We start from the raw sequence: 14,736 nt of genomic DNA on the forward strand, positions 1-14,736 counted from the left end.
GCCGGCTGCGGGACGGCCGGTCACCGGGCCGGTAAACATCCGGTCACCCCCTTGCGGCCACGCCTGTGGCCTGCACAGACTTGGGGCGCCGGCTCCGTGCCACCCGGCACGGAGAACGCTGCACGAAGGAGTTCAGCGTGACGCATGTGACGACCAACGAGGCGGGGGTGTGCCCTGCCTGCGGCAGGCCGCCGGGCGAGGACGAGCGCCGTGGGCAGCTCAGGCTCGCCGCGATCGCGCGCGCGGCCTCCAGCGTGGCCGACGCCGCGTCGCTCAGCGTGACGCTCGATGTCGTCGCGCGTGAGGTCGTGCAGGCCACGCATATCGCGGCCGTCCAGATCCTGAAGGTCGAGCAGGGCAAGATGAGGGTCGTCGGGAAGGCCGGGTTCACCGACGCCGACGACTTCGCCGAGCGGCTCGAAGAGTGCCGCCAACTGGGCGCCCGGATGATGTTCGTGGAAGCCTTCGAGGCGGAGAAGCGGATCGTGGTGCCGCACCGCAAGGCCGCCGTGCTGGCCGACCCGAAATGGGGCCCGCTGCACCGGATCATGGGCGCGCCGGACTGGGACACCTTCGTCGCGGTCCCGCTCGTGGTGCGCGGGCGCGCGGTCGGCGTGCTGAACGCGTTCTACTCGCCCGGCGAGGACCCGGTCGACGAGACACTCGAATTCCTCGAGGCGATGGCCGACCAGGCCGCCATGGCGGTCGACTCAGCCGAGCTGCTGGGCCGGTCCCGGCGCGAGGCCCAGCTGCACGAGCGGGCCAGGCTCGCCCGCGAGCTGCACGATTCCGTCGTGCAGCAGGTGTTCTCGATGCGGATGCAGGCGAAGGCGTTGCGGGCCCAGGTGGGTACCTCCGAACACGTCCAGGACGTCGCCGACGAGCTGCTGGAACTGGCGCAGAACGCACTGGCCGATCTGCGCGGGCTGGTCCTGCAGCTGCACCCGCTCGATCTCGCCGGGCGCGACCTGGCGGGCGCGATCCGTACCCTCGCGGAGTCGGTCCAGGCGGCGTCGGGAGTGCGGATCCAGATTTCGGCCACCGACCTGCCGCCGCTGCCGACCGATCTCGCCGACGACGTGTACCGGATCGTGCAGGAGGCGCTGAACAACGTGGTCAAGCACGCGCAGGCGACCTCGGCGGAGGTGAGCGTCGCCGCGGCGGGCGGGAAGCTGACGGTCGAGGTGACCGACGACGGCGTGGGCCTGGCGGGCGAGCCACGGCCGCAGGCGCTCGGGCTGGTGTCGATGCGGGAGCGAGCACAACGATGGAGTGGAACCACGGAGATCGGCAACAGCACCGGCGGCTGCCACGTCAGGGTCCGGATGACGCTGCCCGCGGACGGCCGGCCGTGACCGCCGCGATGACCGGACGCGACCAGATCGGCGTGATGGTGGTCGACGACCATGCGGTCGTGCGGCGCGGGCTGGCCGCGTACCTGGAAAGCGCCGACGGGATCGAGGTCGTCGCCGAGGCGACCGACGGGCAGGACGCGCTGGCGCGGCTCGCCCGGATGGCCGCGCAGGGGTGGTTGCCGCAGGTCGTGCTGATGGACGTGCTGATGCCGCGGATGGACGGGATCTCCGCGCTGTCGCTGCTGGCCGCGAAGTACCCGGACGTGCGGGTGGTGGTGCTGACCAGCTTCGGCGAGACCGAACGGGTGCACGCCGCGCTGCAGGCCGGTGCCGCGGGATACCTGCTCAAGGACGCGGATCCGGACGAGGTCGCGGCCGCGATCAGGGCGGCCGCACGCGGTGAGGTGCACCTGGACCCGGCGGTGGCCGGGCGGCTGACCAGGCAGCTGGTCTCGCCGCCGATGGGCCTCGCGGCGCTGACCGCGCGGGAGCGCACGATCCTCACGCTGGTCGGGCGCGGCATGTCGAACCGCCAGATCGCGACGGAACTGTCGATCAGCGAACGGACCGCGCGCACGCACGTGAGCCACGTGCTGACGAAGCTGCAACTGCCCTCCCGGACGCAGGCGGCGCTGTTCGCGATCCGCGAGGGCCTGATCGACGCGCCGAGCTGAGGCCGCCAGGTGCCGGGTGGCCATCCCCTGCCCGGTCCGGCGACGGTTTCAGCCCGCCGTGCGGGGCCGGGCCCGCGGCGTGGTGAACCACGCGTCCCCGGCCGGCAACCCGCGCCCGGCCAACGTCCGCGACAGCGAGCGTGCGGTCTCCATCAGGATCCGCGCCAGCGCGCGCGGGCGCGCCCGGACGGTCTCCACGACGACGCTGATCGCCGCGGTCACGTTGCCGTCGGCGCCGGTGACCGGCACCGCCACGACCATGTCGTCGACCGTGATCTGGCCGCGCGCCACCGCGACGCCCGTCTGCCGGATCCGGGCCAGGTGGCGTCGCAGCTCCGCCGGGTCGGTCACGGTCAGCGGCGTGAACCGCTCCAGGGGTGAGGCCAGCACCTCCGCCTGCAGGTCACGGTCCGCGTGCGCGAGCAGCACGAGACCGGTGCCGGTGGCGTGCATCGGCCAGCGGTCGCCCACGCGGCTGCTCACCGCCTTGCGGGCCCGCAGCGTCTCGACGTAGACCACCTCGAGACCGTCCCGGACGCCCAGATGCACGTTGCCGCGCGTGGCCTCGTGGAGATTGTCCAGGTACGGGAACGCCGCTTCGCGTAGCTGCAGCCCGCGCGGGGCGAGCGCGGCCAGTTCGAGCAGGCGCAGACCCACCGAATAGCGCCCGTCGGCATCCCGCTCGAGACCGCCCCAGTCGACCAGTTCCCGGATGAGCCGGTGCGCGGTCGGCAGGGTCAGCCCGGCGCGCCGGGCGATCTCGCTCAGCGAGAGGGTACGGTGCCGGGGCCCGAACGCGCTGAGCACCGCCAGTACACGCATCGCGGCGGTCGGCCGCGCCGGGGAAACCCCCACGGGCGCCGTGGGAACGGACATGTACACACCTCCGCAAGACTCCGCTGTCCGCACCGTCCGAAGTGGATCGATCTCCGGACAGGACAGGTGCTCGTCCGATTCTTCCCAGGCCAGAACGCACGCACAAGACACTTGCCGGAAGCGCTCACGGCTCCCGCGACGGATGTTGTAGGCGCGTTCTCCTGTCCGGGCAGGACGCCGGATCGTCTTCCGCCTCGCGAAATCCCGTGTTGCCGGGGCAGGGTCCGCTGTTCAGGCTGAGCGGCACCCAAGTGAGCTGTGTCACCTGGCCGGATTCGACTGTGGGAGGACGCAGGTGAGAACGAAGATTCGATGGTTAGCGCTCCTGTTCGCCACGATGCTGGGGCTTGCCGCGTGCGGCGGCGGCACCGGTGGTTCGGGCGGCAACGGCGCCACGCCGGCCGGGCCGCCGCAGCGCGGCGGTGAGATCACGGTGCTTGAGGACGGCGCGTTCGCCGGCGGCTGGCCCTCCGGTCTCGACCCGGCCACCAACACCACGGGCGGCGCGAACATTTCGCAGATGTACGCGATTTACGGCGGCCTGTTCCGGGTCACCGCCAACGACGACGGCAGCAACGCCAAGGTCGAGCCCAACCAGGCCGAGAGCTACCAGGTGCTCGACGGCGGCAGCACGGTCAAGATCACCCTCCGCGACGGCATCAAGTTCTCCGACGGCACGCCGATGGACGCCGAGGCCGTCGCGTTCAACTTCCGCCGCGACGTGACCGCGACCTGCACCTGCGCGCCGCAGTGGCAGCTGGCGAAGGACGGCATCTCGACCGAGGGGCCGCGCACGGTGGTGCTGAAGTTCGCCCGCCCCAACGCGACCGCGATCAACGCGTTCCCGATCTCGAACGTCAACTGGATCGTCTCGCCGACCGCGCTGCAGAAGATGGGGCCGGACCAGTTCAAGATCAATCCGGTGGGCGCGGGCCCGTTCACGGTCGTGTCGGACCGGTTGAGCTCGGAGCTGGTGCTGCAACGCAATCCGAACTACTTCAAGCAGGGCCTGCCGTATCTGGACAAGCTGACGTTCAAGTCGATCGGTGGCGACCAGCCGGCGTACCAGGCGCTGCAAGCCGGGCAGGCGCAGGCGTACGAGGGGCTGAGCACGGTTCCGCTGCTCGATCAGGCGACCTCGAACAGCCAGCTCACGGTGACTTCCCAGCCACCGACCTCCCCGTATGTCATCCAGCTGAACACCAAGACCGCCCCGTTCGACAACCAGCTGGCCCGCGAGGCGATCTACTACGCCACGGACTTCGACGCGATCTCGCGTGGTCTGTTCAAGGGCAAGTATCCGGTCAGTGAGAGCTTCACCGCTCCGGGCGGGCTGTTCTACCACCAGAAGGTGCCCGGCTACCGGACCTATGACCTGGAGAAGGCCAAGCAGATCGTGCAGCAGCTGGGCGGGCTCAACATCACGCTCGGCACGCTGGGCGCGTATGTGGCGCAGCAGGTGGTGACGGCGTTGCAGACGCAGTGGAAGGCCGCCGGCATCAACGTGAACATCGAGACCTACCAGCTGTCCTCGCTCGTGCAGCAGTTCAACTCGGGCAAGTGGCAGTCGATGCTGCAGACCGCGGGCGCGTGGGATCCGGCGGCCGGGGTCGGCGTGGCGTTCCGGTTCGCCTCGACCTCGCCGTTCAGCGGGATCTCCGATCCGCATGTGGACGATCTGCTGAACCAGGCTTCGGCCACGATCGACATGAGCAAGCGCGACGCGTTGTATCAGGAGGCCGGCAAGTACATCAGCGACAAGGCCTACGCACCGTTCGGGCTCGCCTTCGCAGCGTCGAACCTCGCGGTGAAGGGCGTGTACGGCCCCGGCCTGACCACGAAGATCCCGCCGCTCGTCGTCAACGCCGGTGTCCTGTGGGACGAGGTCTGGAAAGCGAAGTAACCCCACCCCACCCGCTGAGATCTACGTTCGGGACGCCGAACTCGTCGTCTCGAACGTAGATCTCGGGGTTAGGGGTAGATCGAGTTGTGGAAGGTGACTTCCGCGTCGAGCATGCGCGTCCGCGGTGCTGGACACGGCGCGGCGGCTGCCCCTGGTGCAGCTGGACCGGTTCGTCGGCGGCACGAGCACGGACTGGGTCGGCGTGGACGACATCGCGGCGATGCGGCTGGTGCTCGATCACCTGCACGAGACCGGGGCACGGTCGGTCGCGTTCGCCGGATCGCTGCTGACGAACTCCTCGACCGAGCAGCGGCTGGCCGGATTCCGGCGGCGCGCCGGGGAACTCGGGATGACGGCCGGGCCGGAATCGGTGCAGCTTGGTGACTACAGCGTCGAATGGGGGGAGGAGGCGGTGGCGCGGCTGGTCGGGGCGCGCGCCCTGCCGGACGCCATCGTGTGCGCGGACGATCTGATCGCGCTCGGGGTCACCCGCGGCTGCCGCGCGCGTGGCCTGCGCGTCCCGGAGGACGTGCAGGTGACCGGATTCGACAATATCGAGTTCGCGCGGTTGAGCGATCCCGCACTGACCACAGTGGACCAGCCGACCGACCGGATCGCGGCCGAAGCCGTCCGGTTGCTGACCGCCGCCGGCAAGGGCGACCGCGACGCGAGCGCCCATATCGCGCTCGTGCCGAAGTTGGTCGTGCGGCAGCGCACGCTTACACTCCCCGCTCATGACCGGCATCGACGAGCAGGGGCGCCCCGAACCTCCGGCGGCGGCGGGTGAGGTCGACACGCTGCTGGGGTTCCTGGACTTCCAGCGCGCGACGTTCGAGTGGAAGTGCTCGGGCCTGGACGCCGCCGGGTTCGCGGCGACGGTCGGCGCCTCGTCGATGACGCTCGGCGGGATGGTCAAGCACCTGGCGCTGGTCGAGGATCACTGGTTTTCCCATTGGCTGCACGGAAACGACCGGCGGCCGCCGTGGGACGCGGTGGACTGGCAGGCCGATTTCGACTGGGACTGGCATTCCGCGGCCGAAGACAGCCCGGCGCAGTTGCGGGCGCTCTGGTGGGACGCGACCGAGCGCTCCCGTACCCTCACGGCCGAAGCGCTGGCCGATGGCGGGCCGGCGCGCGTGTCGCGGCGGACGTGGCCGGACGGGCGCGCGGTGAGCCTGCGCTGGATCCTGTGCCACATGATCGAGGAGTACGCGCGCCACAACGGCCACGCCGACCTCATCCGCGAGTCCATCGACGGCCTGACCGGCGAATAACGGAACGGCCGGCGTGTCACACTCACTCGATGGAATGGGCGCCGGATCGCGACGCGCAGCACAGGCTGACGGGTACCCGCGGCACCGGAAGGATTCGCCTCCTCCGAATCACCCCGGTACGTCGGTCGCGCCGTCGCGGCGCTCGCCGCGGACCCGAAGCGGGCGAGATGGAACCAGCACTCGGTCACTTCTGCCCAGCTCGCCCGGGAGTACGGATTCCGCGACATCGACGGCTCCCAGCCGGACGGCTGGGCTCAGCACTGAGCGGTCACCGTCCAGTGTGGACGACGCGGCCCCGCTACGCGGCGGGCCTGCGCCGAGCCGCGGGCGGGAGCAGTGCCTCCTCGCCGGCGGGCCAGGCGAGCGGATCCGGGCCGAGCGGGACCAGTTCGGCCACCTGCTCGGCGCACCACGGGGAAACCGCGCGCCGCCCGGCGAGCACGTCCTCGGCGAAGGTGATCCAGTCCACCCATTCGCAACTGTCCACTTCGGACGGATCGGGTGCCGGGTCGGTTCCGGTGCGAGCGCGGAAGACCGGGCACATCTCGTTCTCGACGATCCCGTCCGCCATCACCGCGCGGTAGCGGAACCGCGGCAGCACGAGCGTGATGTCGCTGATCTCGGCACCGAGCTCCTGCCCGATCCGGCGCTCGACGCTCGCCACGATGTCCTCACCCGGCGCCGGATGGCCGCAGCAGCTGTTGGTCAGCAGCCCGGGAAAGGTCTTCTTCGTACGGGCGCGGGTGGTCAGCAGCAGCCGCCCGTCCGGGCCGAACAGGTAGCACGAAAACGCCAGGTGCAGCGGCGTCTCCGCGTGATGGACCTCCGCCTTGTCCTGGACACCGTTCGCTTCACCGGATTCGCTGAGCAGCACCACCTGTTCCATGGTCCTGATCCTAGGGCAGATCACCGCCCGGCGAGCCGATGCGGCCGGTCGGTGCCGACCGCGAACGTCAGCCGCACCCGGAGGTCACCACCGCCATGCCGCCGAGGGTGTCAGCGCCAGCGCAGCGATTCGACGATCCGGCGCCACGCGGCCTCGTTGTCCGCGCCGAGCGGGCTCGACAGGGTCAGCGTCACCTGGTGGCCGGCTCGCCAGAATTCGTACCGCTCGACGCCGAGCAGGACCGGTGACGGGGCCGAGGTGGCCTGCGCCTGGTAGGTCACGCGGATCGCGGGTCCCGCCCCGGTGCCGGCCGCGGTCACCGAACCGAGCACGAAGCGGTCGTTGGTGGTGCGCAGCACCGGCACCACCTCCGCGGTCACCGAATCGACCGAAGGGGCCCGCGTCGTCGCCGAGGTGTCCACGGCGACGCTGTCGAAACCCGAGGTGAACAGCAGCGAGCTGCCGCCCGCCGTGCGCAGCCAGCCCTCTGGTACGTCGACGGAAGCGGCCCCGTCCGCCGTCTGCACCGTGACATAGGGCTGGTTCGCCGGAATGGCGCCGATCGCCGATGTGGGCGGGGGAACGGCGGCCGGTTCGCCCGGCGGCGCCGCACACGCGCCGAGCACGGCTACCGCGGCCGTCACCGAAACGGCGCAACGGATCACGTCGCGCATGTCCCCCTCCTTCCGCGCCGCCCCACGCGGGTCCACCTTCGACGGTAGGGCTTCGCATGGCATGACGAAACGGCCATACAGGGCACATTCACTCGGTCGACAGCCGGTAGCCGACTCCGCGTAGTGTCTGGATGAACCCGGGCCCGATCTTCCGCCGCAGGTAGCCGACGTAGACCTCGACGATGTTCTCGTCCCCGTCGTAGTGCGCGTCCCAGACGTGCGTGAGGATCTCGTGCTTGCTCAGCGCCTCGCCGCGGCGCCGCAGCAGGAACTCGAGCAGGCCGAATTCGCGCGCGGTCAGCTCGATCTCTTCCTGTCCTCTGTGGACGGTGCGGGCGGCCGGGTCGAGGCTCAGCTCGCCGAGGGTGAGCACGGCGGGCCGTTCGGGTGCGCCGCGGCGCAGCAGCGCCCGCAGGCGGGCCACGAGCACCACATAGGAGAACGGCTTCGTGAGGTAGTCGTCGGCGCCGAGGTCGAACGCGTCCGCCTCGTCGTACTCGCCGTCCTTGGCCGTCAGCATCAGCACCGGCGTCCAGTTCTCCCGCTGCCGCAGGCTTTTCAGCACCGCGTAGCCGGACAGGCCGGGCAGCATGATGTCGAGCACGATGACGTCGTAGGTGTGCTCGCCGGCGAGCCAGAGCCCGTCGGGCCCGGTGTGAGCGACCTCGACGGTGAAGCCTTCGGCGGTCAGCCCCTTGCGCAGAGTCTCGGCGAAGGCCTGCTCGTCCTCGATGACCAGGATGCGCATTACGTGGTGTCCTTCAACGGAAGCCGGATACGGAAGTGTGCCCCCGGATAGCCGGGATCGCCCGCGCCGGCGCATTCGGCCGTCCCGCCGTGGCGCGCGGCGATCCCGGCGACGATGGCGAGCCCGAGCCCCGCCGAGCCGCCGGTGCCCGGCCCGTGGTGGCGGGCGTCGTCACGGCGCACGAACCGTTCGAAGATCCGCTCCCGGTCCGCCGCGGGTACGCCCGGGCCGTCGTCGGCGACCTCGACGAACGCGATCCCGCCCGCCGTGCCGGTCCGCACCAGGACGCGCTCTTTCGCGTGCTCGCGCGCGTTGTCGACGAGGTTGCGGATCGCGCGGCGCAGCTGCGCGGGATTCCCGCTCACCTTCGCCGGCCACGTGTCGATCTCGACCTGGAGTTGCGTGGCGCGGGCGCGCTCGGCCTCGCTGCGGGCCAGATCGTCGAGGTCGACTTCGGCATGCGGCGGGTTGTCGCTCGTGTCGTCGGTGCGGGCGAGCAGCAGCAGGTCGTCGACCAGTTCGCGCAGGCGCGCGGTTTCCCGGGACACGACGCCGAGCAGTTCGGCCGTGCTCATCGCGCCCGGATGGTGCTCGGACACCTCAAGGGCGGTGGTGATGGTGTTCAGCGGCGAGCGCAGCTCGTGGCTCGCGTCCGCGACGAAGCGCCGCTGCGCGCCCTGGGCCGAGGCGAGCCGGTCGAGCATCGAATTCAGTGTCGTGGCGAGGTTGTGCAGCTCGTCGTGCCCCGGCGGCAGGCCGACCCGGTGGCCGAGGTCGCGGGTGGAGATCTCGGCTACCGTGCGCCGCATCCGCTCGACCGGCAGCAGCGCCGAGCCGACCGCCCGGTATACCGCGAGCGCGGCGATCGCGAGCAGCGGGATCGCCGCGAGAGCCAGCAGCAGCGTGAGCCGTTCCGAGGCTTCGCTCACCGGCGCGAGCGAACGGGCCGAGATCACCGTGTACGGGCCGCCCGGTCCGGCGACCCCGGTCGAGACGAGCCGGTAGTCGTCGTCGGTGCCGTTGACCGGCATCGCGATCGTCTCGACCGTTTCGTGTCCGGGCGCCGGGCGTGCCGTGGTGAGCGGCGGGCGCCCGGCGATCGCGGGGTCGCTCGCGATCGGGCCGCCGGCCGGCCCGAGGATCTGGATCACCGAAGCGCTGTCACCGGTGCTGGCCACGTCGCTCGCGGTGAGGTCGCGCGCGCCCTCCTTGGCGATCTCCTTGATCACCTGGCGTCCCGCGCTGCGGGCGTTCTCGGTGGTGGCCTTGTCCAGCGACCAGCCCAGCAACAGCACCACCACGATCCCGGCCAGCAGGAGCGAGGCCGCCATCGCCACGACGGCGACGATGGTCGTGCGGGTACGCAGGCCCGGCCGGGGAACGGAAGTTGGCACCGGCGAAGCGTAGGCGCGAATCACGCCCGGTGCCCGCCCTTGACCGCGCGCAGGCGTTCGGCGCGCAGCGTGCTCACCTCGTCGAGCGGCAGGGCGGCCGGCGGGGCGCCGAGCACCCAGCCCAGCAGCAGGTCGGCCAGGGCGGGGTTGCGGGCGAGCACCGGGCCGTGCAGGTAGGTCGCCAGCACCCGCCCGGTGACGGCCCCGTCGGTGCCGTCGCCGTTGCCGGTGCCCGCGAGCACCCGGCCGAGCGGACGGCTGCCCTCGCCGAGCGCGGTCAGGCCCAGGTGGTTTTCGAACCCGGTGAGCGGCTCCACGCCGAGCCCGGAAGCGGCTTGGACGAGTACTTCGCCGACGGCCCGGCGCTTTCCCGGTGACGTCTCGGCGTCGAGCAGGCCAAGCCCTTCGTGCCGGACACCGCCGGAGGTGAGGAAACCGGTGCTCAGCAGCTGCAGCCCGGCGCATACCCCGAACACGACGGCGCCGCGCGCGGCGGCCCGCTGGATCCCCGGGTGACTCCGCAGATGGTCGGCGGCCAGCGACTGGGCTTCGTCCTCACCGCCGCCGAGCAGGTACAGGTCGAGCGACGAAGGGACCGGCTCGCCGTAGTGGATCTCCGTGACGGCGGCGGGGATTTCGCGCCACACCAGCCGCCGGCACAGCACGGTGGCGTTGCCGGAGTCGCTGTAGGTGCCCAGCACGTCGGGCAGTACCAGCCCGATCCGGACGGCGGAGTCACCCATCGCCGAATCGCTGCTTCAGGCCGCGGAAGGCCGTGTAGTTCGCGACGAGTTCGACCGATTCCCCGGCGAGCGAGCCGACCGCGGCGAGCGGGTCACGCGCGACGGTGTGCTGGACCTCGGCATAGGTCAGGCGGACGGCGAGGTCCGTCGCCCGCTCGCCCGCGGCCACCACGGGCCGGCCGGCCAGCAGCTCGAACGGGACGTCCCACAGCCACGACATGTCGCGGCCGTCGGCCTCGCGGCTGTTCACGGCGATGACGACCGGCGTATACGGCTCCAGCAGCCGCAGGGTCTCCCGCCAGCCTGCGGGGTTCTTCGCGAGCAGGAGCCGCACCGAGTGCCCGGCCACGCGGGCGCGGCGGTAGCGGCCGGCCACCGCGTCGATCGAGCGCACCCGCTCGATCGCGGTCTCCTCCGGGACGCCGAGCCGGACGGCCGCGGCCACGGCCATCGCGGCGTTGGCGGCGTTCGCCCGGCCCGGCAGGCCCAGACCGAGCGGGACTGACCCGCTTCCGGGCAGGCCGAGGCGGTCGCCTTCGAGGGTCCACCGCGGATAGGGGCGGGCGAGCCCGCACGTGCACCGCCAGTCCACGCCCTCGTGCGTCATCGCCTGCCCGCACCGGGCGCAGGCGAGGGCGTCCCCGTGCCAGCCCTGCCCGGCGCCGACCCAGACCGGATCGGCGCAGGCCAGCGCCGCGGACGCGACCAGCGGGTCGTCGCAGTTGGCGACCACGGTCGTACCGGGGAGGCGGGACACGACGGCCCGCAACTCGCGTTCGGTGGCGCGGACCTCGCCGACGCGGTCGAGCTGGTCGCGGCTGAGGTTGAGCAGGACGAGACAGGCGGGCCGCAGTTGCGTGGCCACCTCGGACACGTAGTTCTCGTCGACCTCGAGCACGGCCAGCGGCGCTTCCGGTGCGGCGACCAGGGCCGCGAGCACCCCGTCGGGCATGTTCGCGCCGTCGGCGTTGGCCGCGACCGGTCCGAGCGAGGTCAGGATCCGGCTCAGCATCAGGGCGGTCGTGGTCTTGCCGTTCGTGCCGGTCACCAGGACCACGGTGCGGCCGCGGCCGAGCCGCTCCAGCGCGCGGGGATCCAGCTTGAGCGCGACCCGGCCGCCGATCACCCCGCCGCCGCCGAGGCCGCAACGGCGCGAGGTGGCGCCGGCGAGCCGGGCACCGGCGATCGCCAGCCGCGTGCGGCGGGGGAGCGCGCGTACCAGGGGCGATACGAGCACCGGTTCACCGAGGCCGGCCGGCGAACTCGGGGTCACGTTCTGGGCTCCTTCGGGTCGGTCCAGGGGCGGTTCGCCGTCACTCTTCGTCACGGATGCTGTGAGGACCCTGAGAAGCACGGAACGAAAAGGATGGTCCACGCGAACCGGTCGGAACGCTCCCCGTCCGGAGGGTAGTCACCGGTTCCTGAGTGGACGCTGAACGCCATGGAGCGCCTGGCGCGCAAGGAAAGATCGCTAGATTGTCGGCCGTGCACGCCTCCACCATCCGGATCGACACCCTGCCCGCCGTCGTCGCCGGCGCCGTGCTCGCCCTCCTCTGCGTCGCGGCGGTGCCGTGGGCGTGGGACCGCTGGCGCCGGAAGGTGCCAGGGCGGATGGCGACCACGGTCCTGGCGGTCGTCGCCGTCGTCGCGGCCTGCGGGCTCGCGGTGAACGCCGCCGGCAGCTTCTACCCGACCCTCGGCTCGCTGCTCGGCACTTCGCCCAACCCCGAGGAGGGCACGGTCGCCGACGCCGGCCCGGACGGCCGCGATCTGGGCCGGACGCTCGCCACGGCCGCCCAGCGGTCGGCGAACGGGCAGGGTTCGCTGCTGCACCTGACCGTCACCGGGGCACGGACCCACCTGACCCGCGATGTCGACGTGTACCTGCCGGCGGGCTACACCTCGCCCGGGTACGCGGGGTTCCGGTTCCCGGCGATCGAGTGGATCCCGCATTTCCCGGGCGAGCCCCGCCAGGTCGCGACGCTGTACGGGCTCCCGGACCTGCTGGACAAGGCGATCGCGAGCCACCGGCTGCCGCCGACGGTGGTGATCATCGCCGACCCCAACGGGGAGCCGAGGCTGACCCACGACAGCGAATGCGTCGACGCCGTGGGCGGGCCGGCCAACGACACGTTCCTGTCCGCGGATCTGCGGTCGTGGGCGTACCGGACGTTGCGGGTCCGGACCGACCGGGAAGGCTGGGCGATCGCCGGCTGGTCGTCGGGCGGCTACTGCGCGCTGAACCTGACCGTCCGGCATCCGCAGTGGTTCGCCGCGGCGGTCAGCATGAGCGGCTACGACGCCACGCCCCGCGACGTCGAGACCGGGGACCTGTTCCATGGGCGCAGGGATATCCAGCATGCCAACGATGTAAGCGCCACGCTGCGTGAACATCCGTCCGCGGTGCGGTTACTGGTCACCGCGGACGGCTCCGCGGGGGACGAGCGGGCCGCGCTCGAACGGCTGCGCGCGGCCGCCGCGCCGCCGGTCGAGCTGACCACGTGGACGCTGGCGCCCGCGGGGCACAACCTCGCCGCGGTGCGCGAGGAGCTGCCCGCCGTGCTCGACTGGCTCGACACTCAGCTGGGCAATCCGGTGCCGGCCGGGCGTCTGCCGGCCGGCCAGGTCACGGCAGCCGGCGTGTGGCCGCTGCCGGACGTCGGGACCCCGGGCAGCCTCCGCGGCGAGGACGCGACGCCGTAAGCGTGCCAAGTGGCTCCCGATAGGGCCACACTGGGAAGATGGACGGCCCAGCCAAACGCCGCGCGGAGCTGAACCTGTCCCGCGTGCTCGGACTCGCCGCGCTGGCGGCGGGAATTCTCGCCGCGGCGGTGAACGCCGACGCGTGGTGGTTCCTGCTCGGCGTGATCGCCTTCGTGTTCCTGTTCGTCGCCGGCGAAGGCTGAGGTGACCCGTTCGCGCGCTGCAGACGGCTGAAGCCGCTCACCGGCACCGTCCCGTGGCACGCACGGGTCACCAGGTGACGGGCAGCTCGTACACGCCGTAGACGGAACCGTCGTGTTTGAACGGGATCTTCTCCAGTTCCGTCGCCAGGCGCAGGGTGGGGATGCGCCGGTAGAGCGCGCCGTAGACGACCTGCAGTTCCAGGCGGGCCAGCGGCTGGCCGAGGCACTGGTGCACGCCGAAGCCGAAGGCCACATGCCCCCACGTGTTCCGGCGGAGGTCGAGGCGGCCGGGGTCGGGGAAGACGGTGGCGTCGCGGTTCCCGATGTCGTTGGCCAGGATGACGCCGTCCCCGGCCCGGATGGTCCGCCCGCCGATTTCGATGTCCTCGAGTGCAGCTCGTGGCGGTCTCGGCGGTGATCGGCGCGGGCATCGGGTTCGCCTACGGGGCGTTGCCGGCGCTGATCATGGGCGCCGTGCCGGTGTCCGAGACCGCGGCGGCGAACAGCCTGAACACCCTGATGCGCTCGATCGGCACCTCGATGGCGAGCGCGATCGCGGGCGTGATCCTGGCCCAGCTCACGACCACCTTCGGCGCGGTGGAACTGCCCGCGCAGAGCGGTTTCCGGATCGTGCTGGGCATCGGCGCCGCCGCGGCGCTCGTCGCGCTGGGCATCGCCGCCTTCCTGCCGGGGAAGGTACCGCCGCCGGACGACCAGCGGCGGCCCGCGCCGACCGCTAGCGCCTCACGCGGTGGCGGAGGTAGACGACTCCCGAGCTGAAGGTGCGGGTCTCGACGAGTTCGAGATCCACCCGGCGCTCGTGCTGGGGAAAGAACGGGATGCCACCGCCGACGAGGACCGGGTGCACCCTGGCCCGGTACTCGTCGATCAGGCCCAGGTCGGCCGCCTGGGCGGCGAGCGTGGCGCCGCCGATCGCGATGCCGCCGTCTCCCGGTTCGGCTCGCAACCGCTCGATCTCCTCCGCCAGGCTGCCGGAGGCCAGGCGCGCGTGGCCCTGCACCGCCGGCAGCGTGGTGGAGAAGACCACCTTGGGGAGCGGGTTCCAGAGCGCGGCCCACTCGAGCATCGGCTCGTCGAGCGAGGGATCCTGGTCGGCGGTCTCCCAGTACAGCATCGTCTCGTACAGCCGCCGCCCCAGCAGGTGCACGCCGACCTCCCGGATCTCGTCGATGGCGAAGCGAAACAGCTCCTCCGGGGGCGCCGTCCAGTCGAAGCTGCCGTCCGGCCCGACGATGTAGCCGTCGAGCGACATATTCATCGAATAGGTCACGCTGCGCATGGG

At 71.7% G+C, this 14,736-nt stretch carries 16 protein-coding genes and 2 pseudogenes; 9 read left to right on the top strand and 9 right to left on the bottom strand.

The features are described 5' to 3' along the window. Positions 1 to 137: 137 nt before the first annotated feature. Together FG385_RS10575 and FG385_RS10580 are read left to right on the top strand one after the other, a co-directional pair. Positions 138 to 1,355 (top strand): sensor histidine kinase, encoded by a 1,218-nt coding sequence (locus FG385_RS10575; RefSeq protein WP_235022500.1) that lies wholly within the window; start codon positions 138 to 140, stop codon positions 1,353 to 1,355. 8 nt (positions 1,356 to 1,363) lie between these two features. Beyond that, complete coding sequence (locus FG385_RS10580) at positions 1,364 to 2,029, top strand: response regulator (RefSeq protein ID WP_139096659.1); 666 nt, start codon at positions 1,364 to 1,366, stop codon at positions 2,027 to 2,029. A gap of 48 nt (positions 2,030 to 2,077) precedes the next feature. Here FG385_RS10580 and FG385_RS10585 read toward each other — a convergent pair whose 3' ends face one another. Further along, positions 2,078 to 2,905, bottom strand: coding sequence for an IclR family transcriptional regulator (locus FG385_RS10585; RefSeq protein ID WP_139096489.1), 828 nt, complete (start codon positions 2,903 to 2,905; stop codon positions 2,078 to 2,080). A 295-nt stretch (positions 2,906 to 3,200) separates the two neighbouring features. Between FG385_RS10585 and FG385_RS10590 the strand changes: the two genes are divergently transcribed. The 4 genes and pseudogenes from FG385_RS10590 to FG385_RS34780 all read left to right on the top strand — a co-directional run. Then, positions 3,201 to 4,808 (top strand): ABC transporter substrate-binding protein, encoded by a 1,608-nt coding sequence (locus FG385_RS10590; protein WP_235022501.1) that lies wholly within the window; start codon positions 3,201 to 3,203, stop codon positions 4,806 to 4,808. Positions 4,809 to 4,932: 124 nt separating this feature from the next. Continuing rightward, a complete protein-coding gene (locus FG385_RS10595; protein ID WP_139096490.1) occupies positions 4,933 to 5,595 on the top strand; it encodes a LacI family DNA-binding transcriptional regulator in 663 nt (220 codons plus the stop codon). Further along, positions 5,543 to 6,082: a DinB family protein gene (locus tag FG385_RS10600; protein WP_139096491.1), complete on the top strand. Its 540-nt coding sequence runs from the start codon at positions 5,543 to 5,545 to the stop codon at positions 6,080 to 6,082. Before FG385_RS10595 ends, FG385_RS10600 begins: the two co-directional genes overlap by 53 nt. Positions 6,083 to 6,175: 93 nt before the next feature. Further along, positions 6,176 to 6,346 (top strand): annotated as a pseudogene (locus FG385_RS34780) (short-chain dehydrogenase); the annotation flags it as partial. Between the two features lie 34 nt (positions 6,347 to 6,380). Here the strand turns inward: FG385_RS34780 and idi are convergent. From idi to FG385_RS10635, 6 genes are all read right to left on the bottom strand, one after another. Next, entirely contained in the window at positions 6,381 to 6,968 is a 588-nt protein-coding gene (gene idi, locus FG385_RS10610; RefSeq protein WP_139096492.1) for an isopentenyl-diphosphate Delta-isomerase, read from the bottom strand. Between the two features lie 110 nt (positions 6,969 to 7,078). Further along, entirely contained in the window at positions 7,079 to 7,642 is a 564-nt protein-coding gene (locus FG385_RS10615) for a hypothetical protein (RefSeq protein WP_139096493.1), read from the bottom strand. 88 nt (positions 7,643 to 7,730) lie between these two features. Next, on the bottom strand, positions 7,731 to 8,390 hold the full coding sequence (locus FG385_RS10620; protein ID WP_139096494.1) for a response regulator transcription factor: 660 nt from the start codon (positions 8,388 to 8,390) through the stop codon (positions 7,731 to 7,733). Then, positions 8,390 to 9,784, bottom strand: a complete 1,395-nt coding sequence (locus tag FG385_RS10625) for a sensor histidine kinase (protein ID WP_235022502.1) — start codon at positions 9,782 to 9,784, stop codon at positions 8,390 to 8,392. The genes FG385_RS10620 and FG385_RS10625 overlap by 1 nt, the downstream gene beginning before the upstream one ends. A 20-nt stretch (positions 9,785 to 9,804) precedes the next feature. Continuing rightward, on the bottom strand, positions 9,805 to 10,527 hold the full coding sequence (locus FG385_RS10630; protein ID WP_139096495.1) for a type 1 glutamine amidotransferase: 723 nt from the start codon (positions 10,525 to 10,527) through the stop codon (positions 9,805 to 9,807). Next, positions 10,520 to 11,800, bottom strand: coding sequence for a MurT ligase domain-containing protein (locus tag FG385_RS10635; RefSeq protein ID WP_235022503.1), 1,281 nt, complete (start codon positions 11,798 to 11,800; stop codon positions 10,520 to 10,522). The genes FG385_RS10630 and FG385_RS10635 overlap by 8 nt, the downstream gene beginning before the upstream one ends. A 212-nt stretch (positions 11,801 to 12,012) precedes the next feature. Here FG385_RS10635 and FG385_RS10640 point away from each other — a divergent pair, with 212 nt between their 5' ends. Together FG385_RS10640 and FG385_RS33855 are read left to right on the top strand one after the other, a co-directional pair. Further along, a complete protein-coding gene (locus tag FG385_RS10640) occupies positions 12,013 to 13,230 on the top strand; it encodes an alpha/beta hydrolase (protein ID WP_139096496.1) in 1,218 nt (405 codons plus the stop codon). A gap of 38 nt (positions 13,231 to 13,268) precedes the next feature. Beyond that, a complete protein-coding gene (locus FG385_RS33855) occupies positions 13,269 to 13,433 on the top strand; it encodes a hypothetical protein (protein WP_160148764.1) in 165 nt (54 codons plus the stop codon). Between the two features lie 67 nt (positions 13,434 to 13,500). Here the strand turns inward: FG385_RS33855 and FG385_RS10645 are convergent. Continuing rightward, positions 13,501 to 13,833, bottom strand: a pseudogene (locus tag FG385_RS10645) (cytochrome P450); the annotation flags it as partial. On the opposite strand from FG385_RS10645, the gene FG385_RS10650 reads away from it, so the two are divergent. Continuing rightward, positions 13,824 to 14,213, top strand: coding sequence for an MFS transporter (locus FG385_RS10650; RefSeq protein WP_407645483.1), 390 nt, complete (start codon positions 13,824 to 13,826; stop codon positions 14,211 to 14,213). The pseudogene FG385_RS10645 and the gene FG385_RS10650 overlap by 10 nt on opposite strands. Here FG385_RS10650 and FG385_RS10655 read toward each other — a convergent pair. Next, entirely contained in the window at positions 14,170 to 14,733 is a 564-nt protein-coding gene (locus FG385_RS10655) for a dihydrofolate reductase family protein (RefSeq protein WP_139096497.1), read from the bottom strand. The genes FG385_RS10650 and FG385_RS10655 overlap by 44 nt on opposite strands. Between the last annotated feature and the right edge of the window lie 3 nt (positions 14,734 to 14,736).

This window comes from Amycolatopsis alkalitolerans, from assembly GCF_006152065.1.
GTDB classification, from domain to species: Bacteria; Actinomycetota; Actinomycetes; order Mycobacteriales; family Pseudonocardiaceae; genus Amycolatopsis_E; species Amycolatopsis_E alkalitolerans.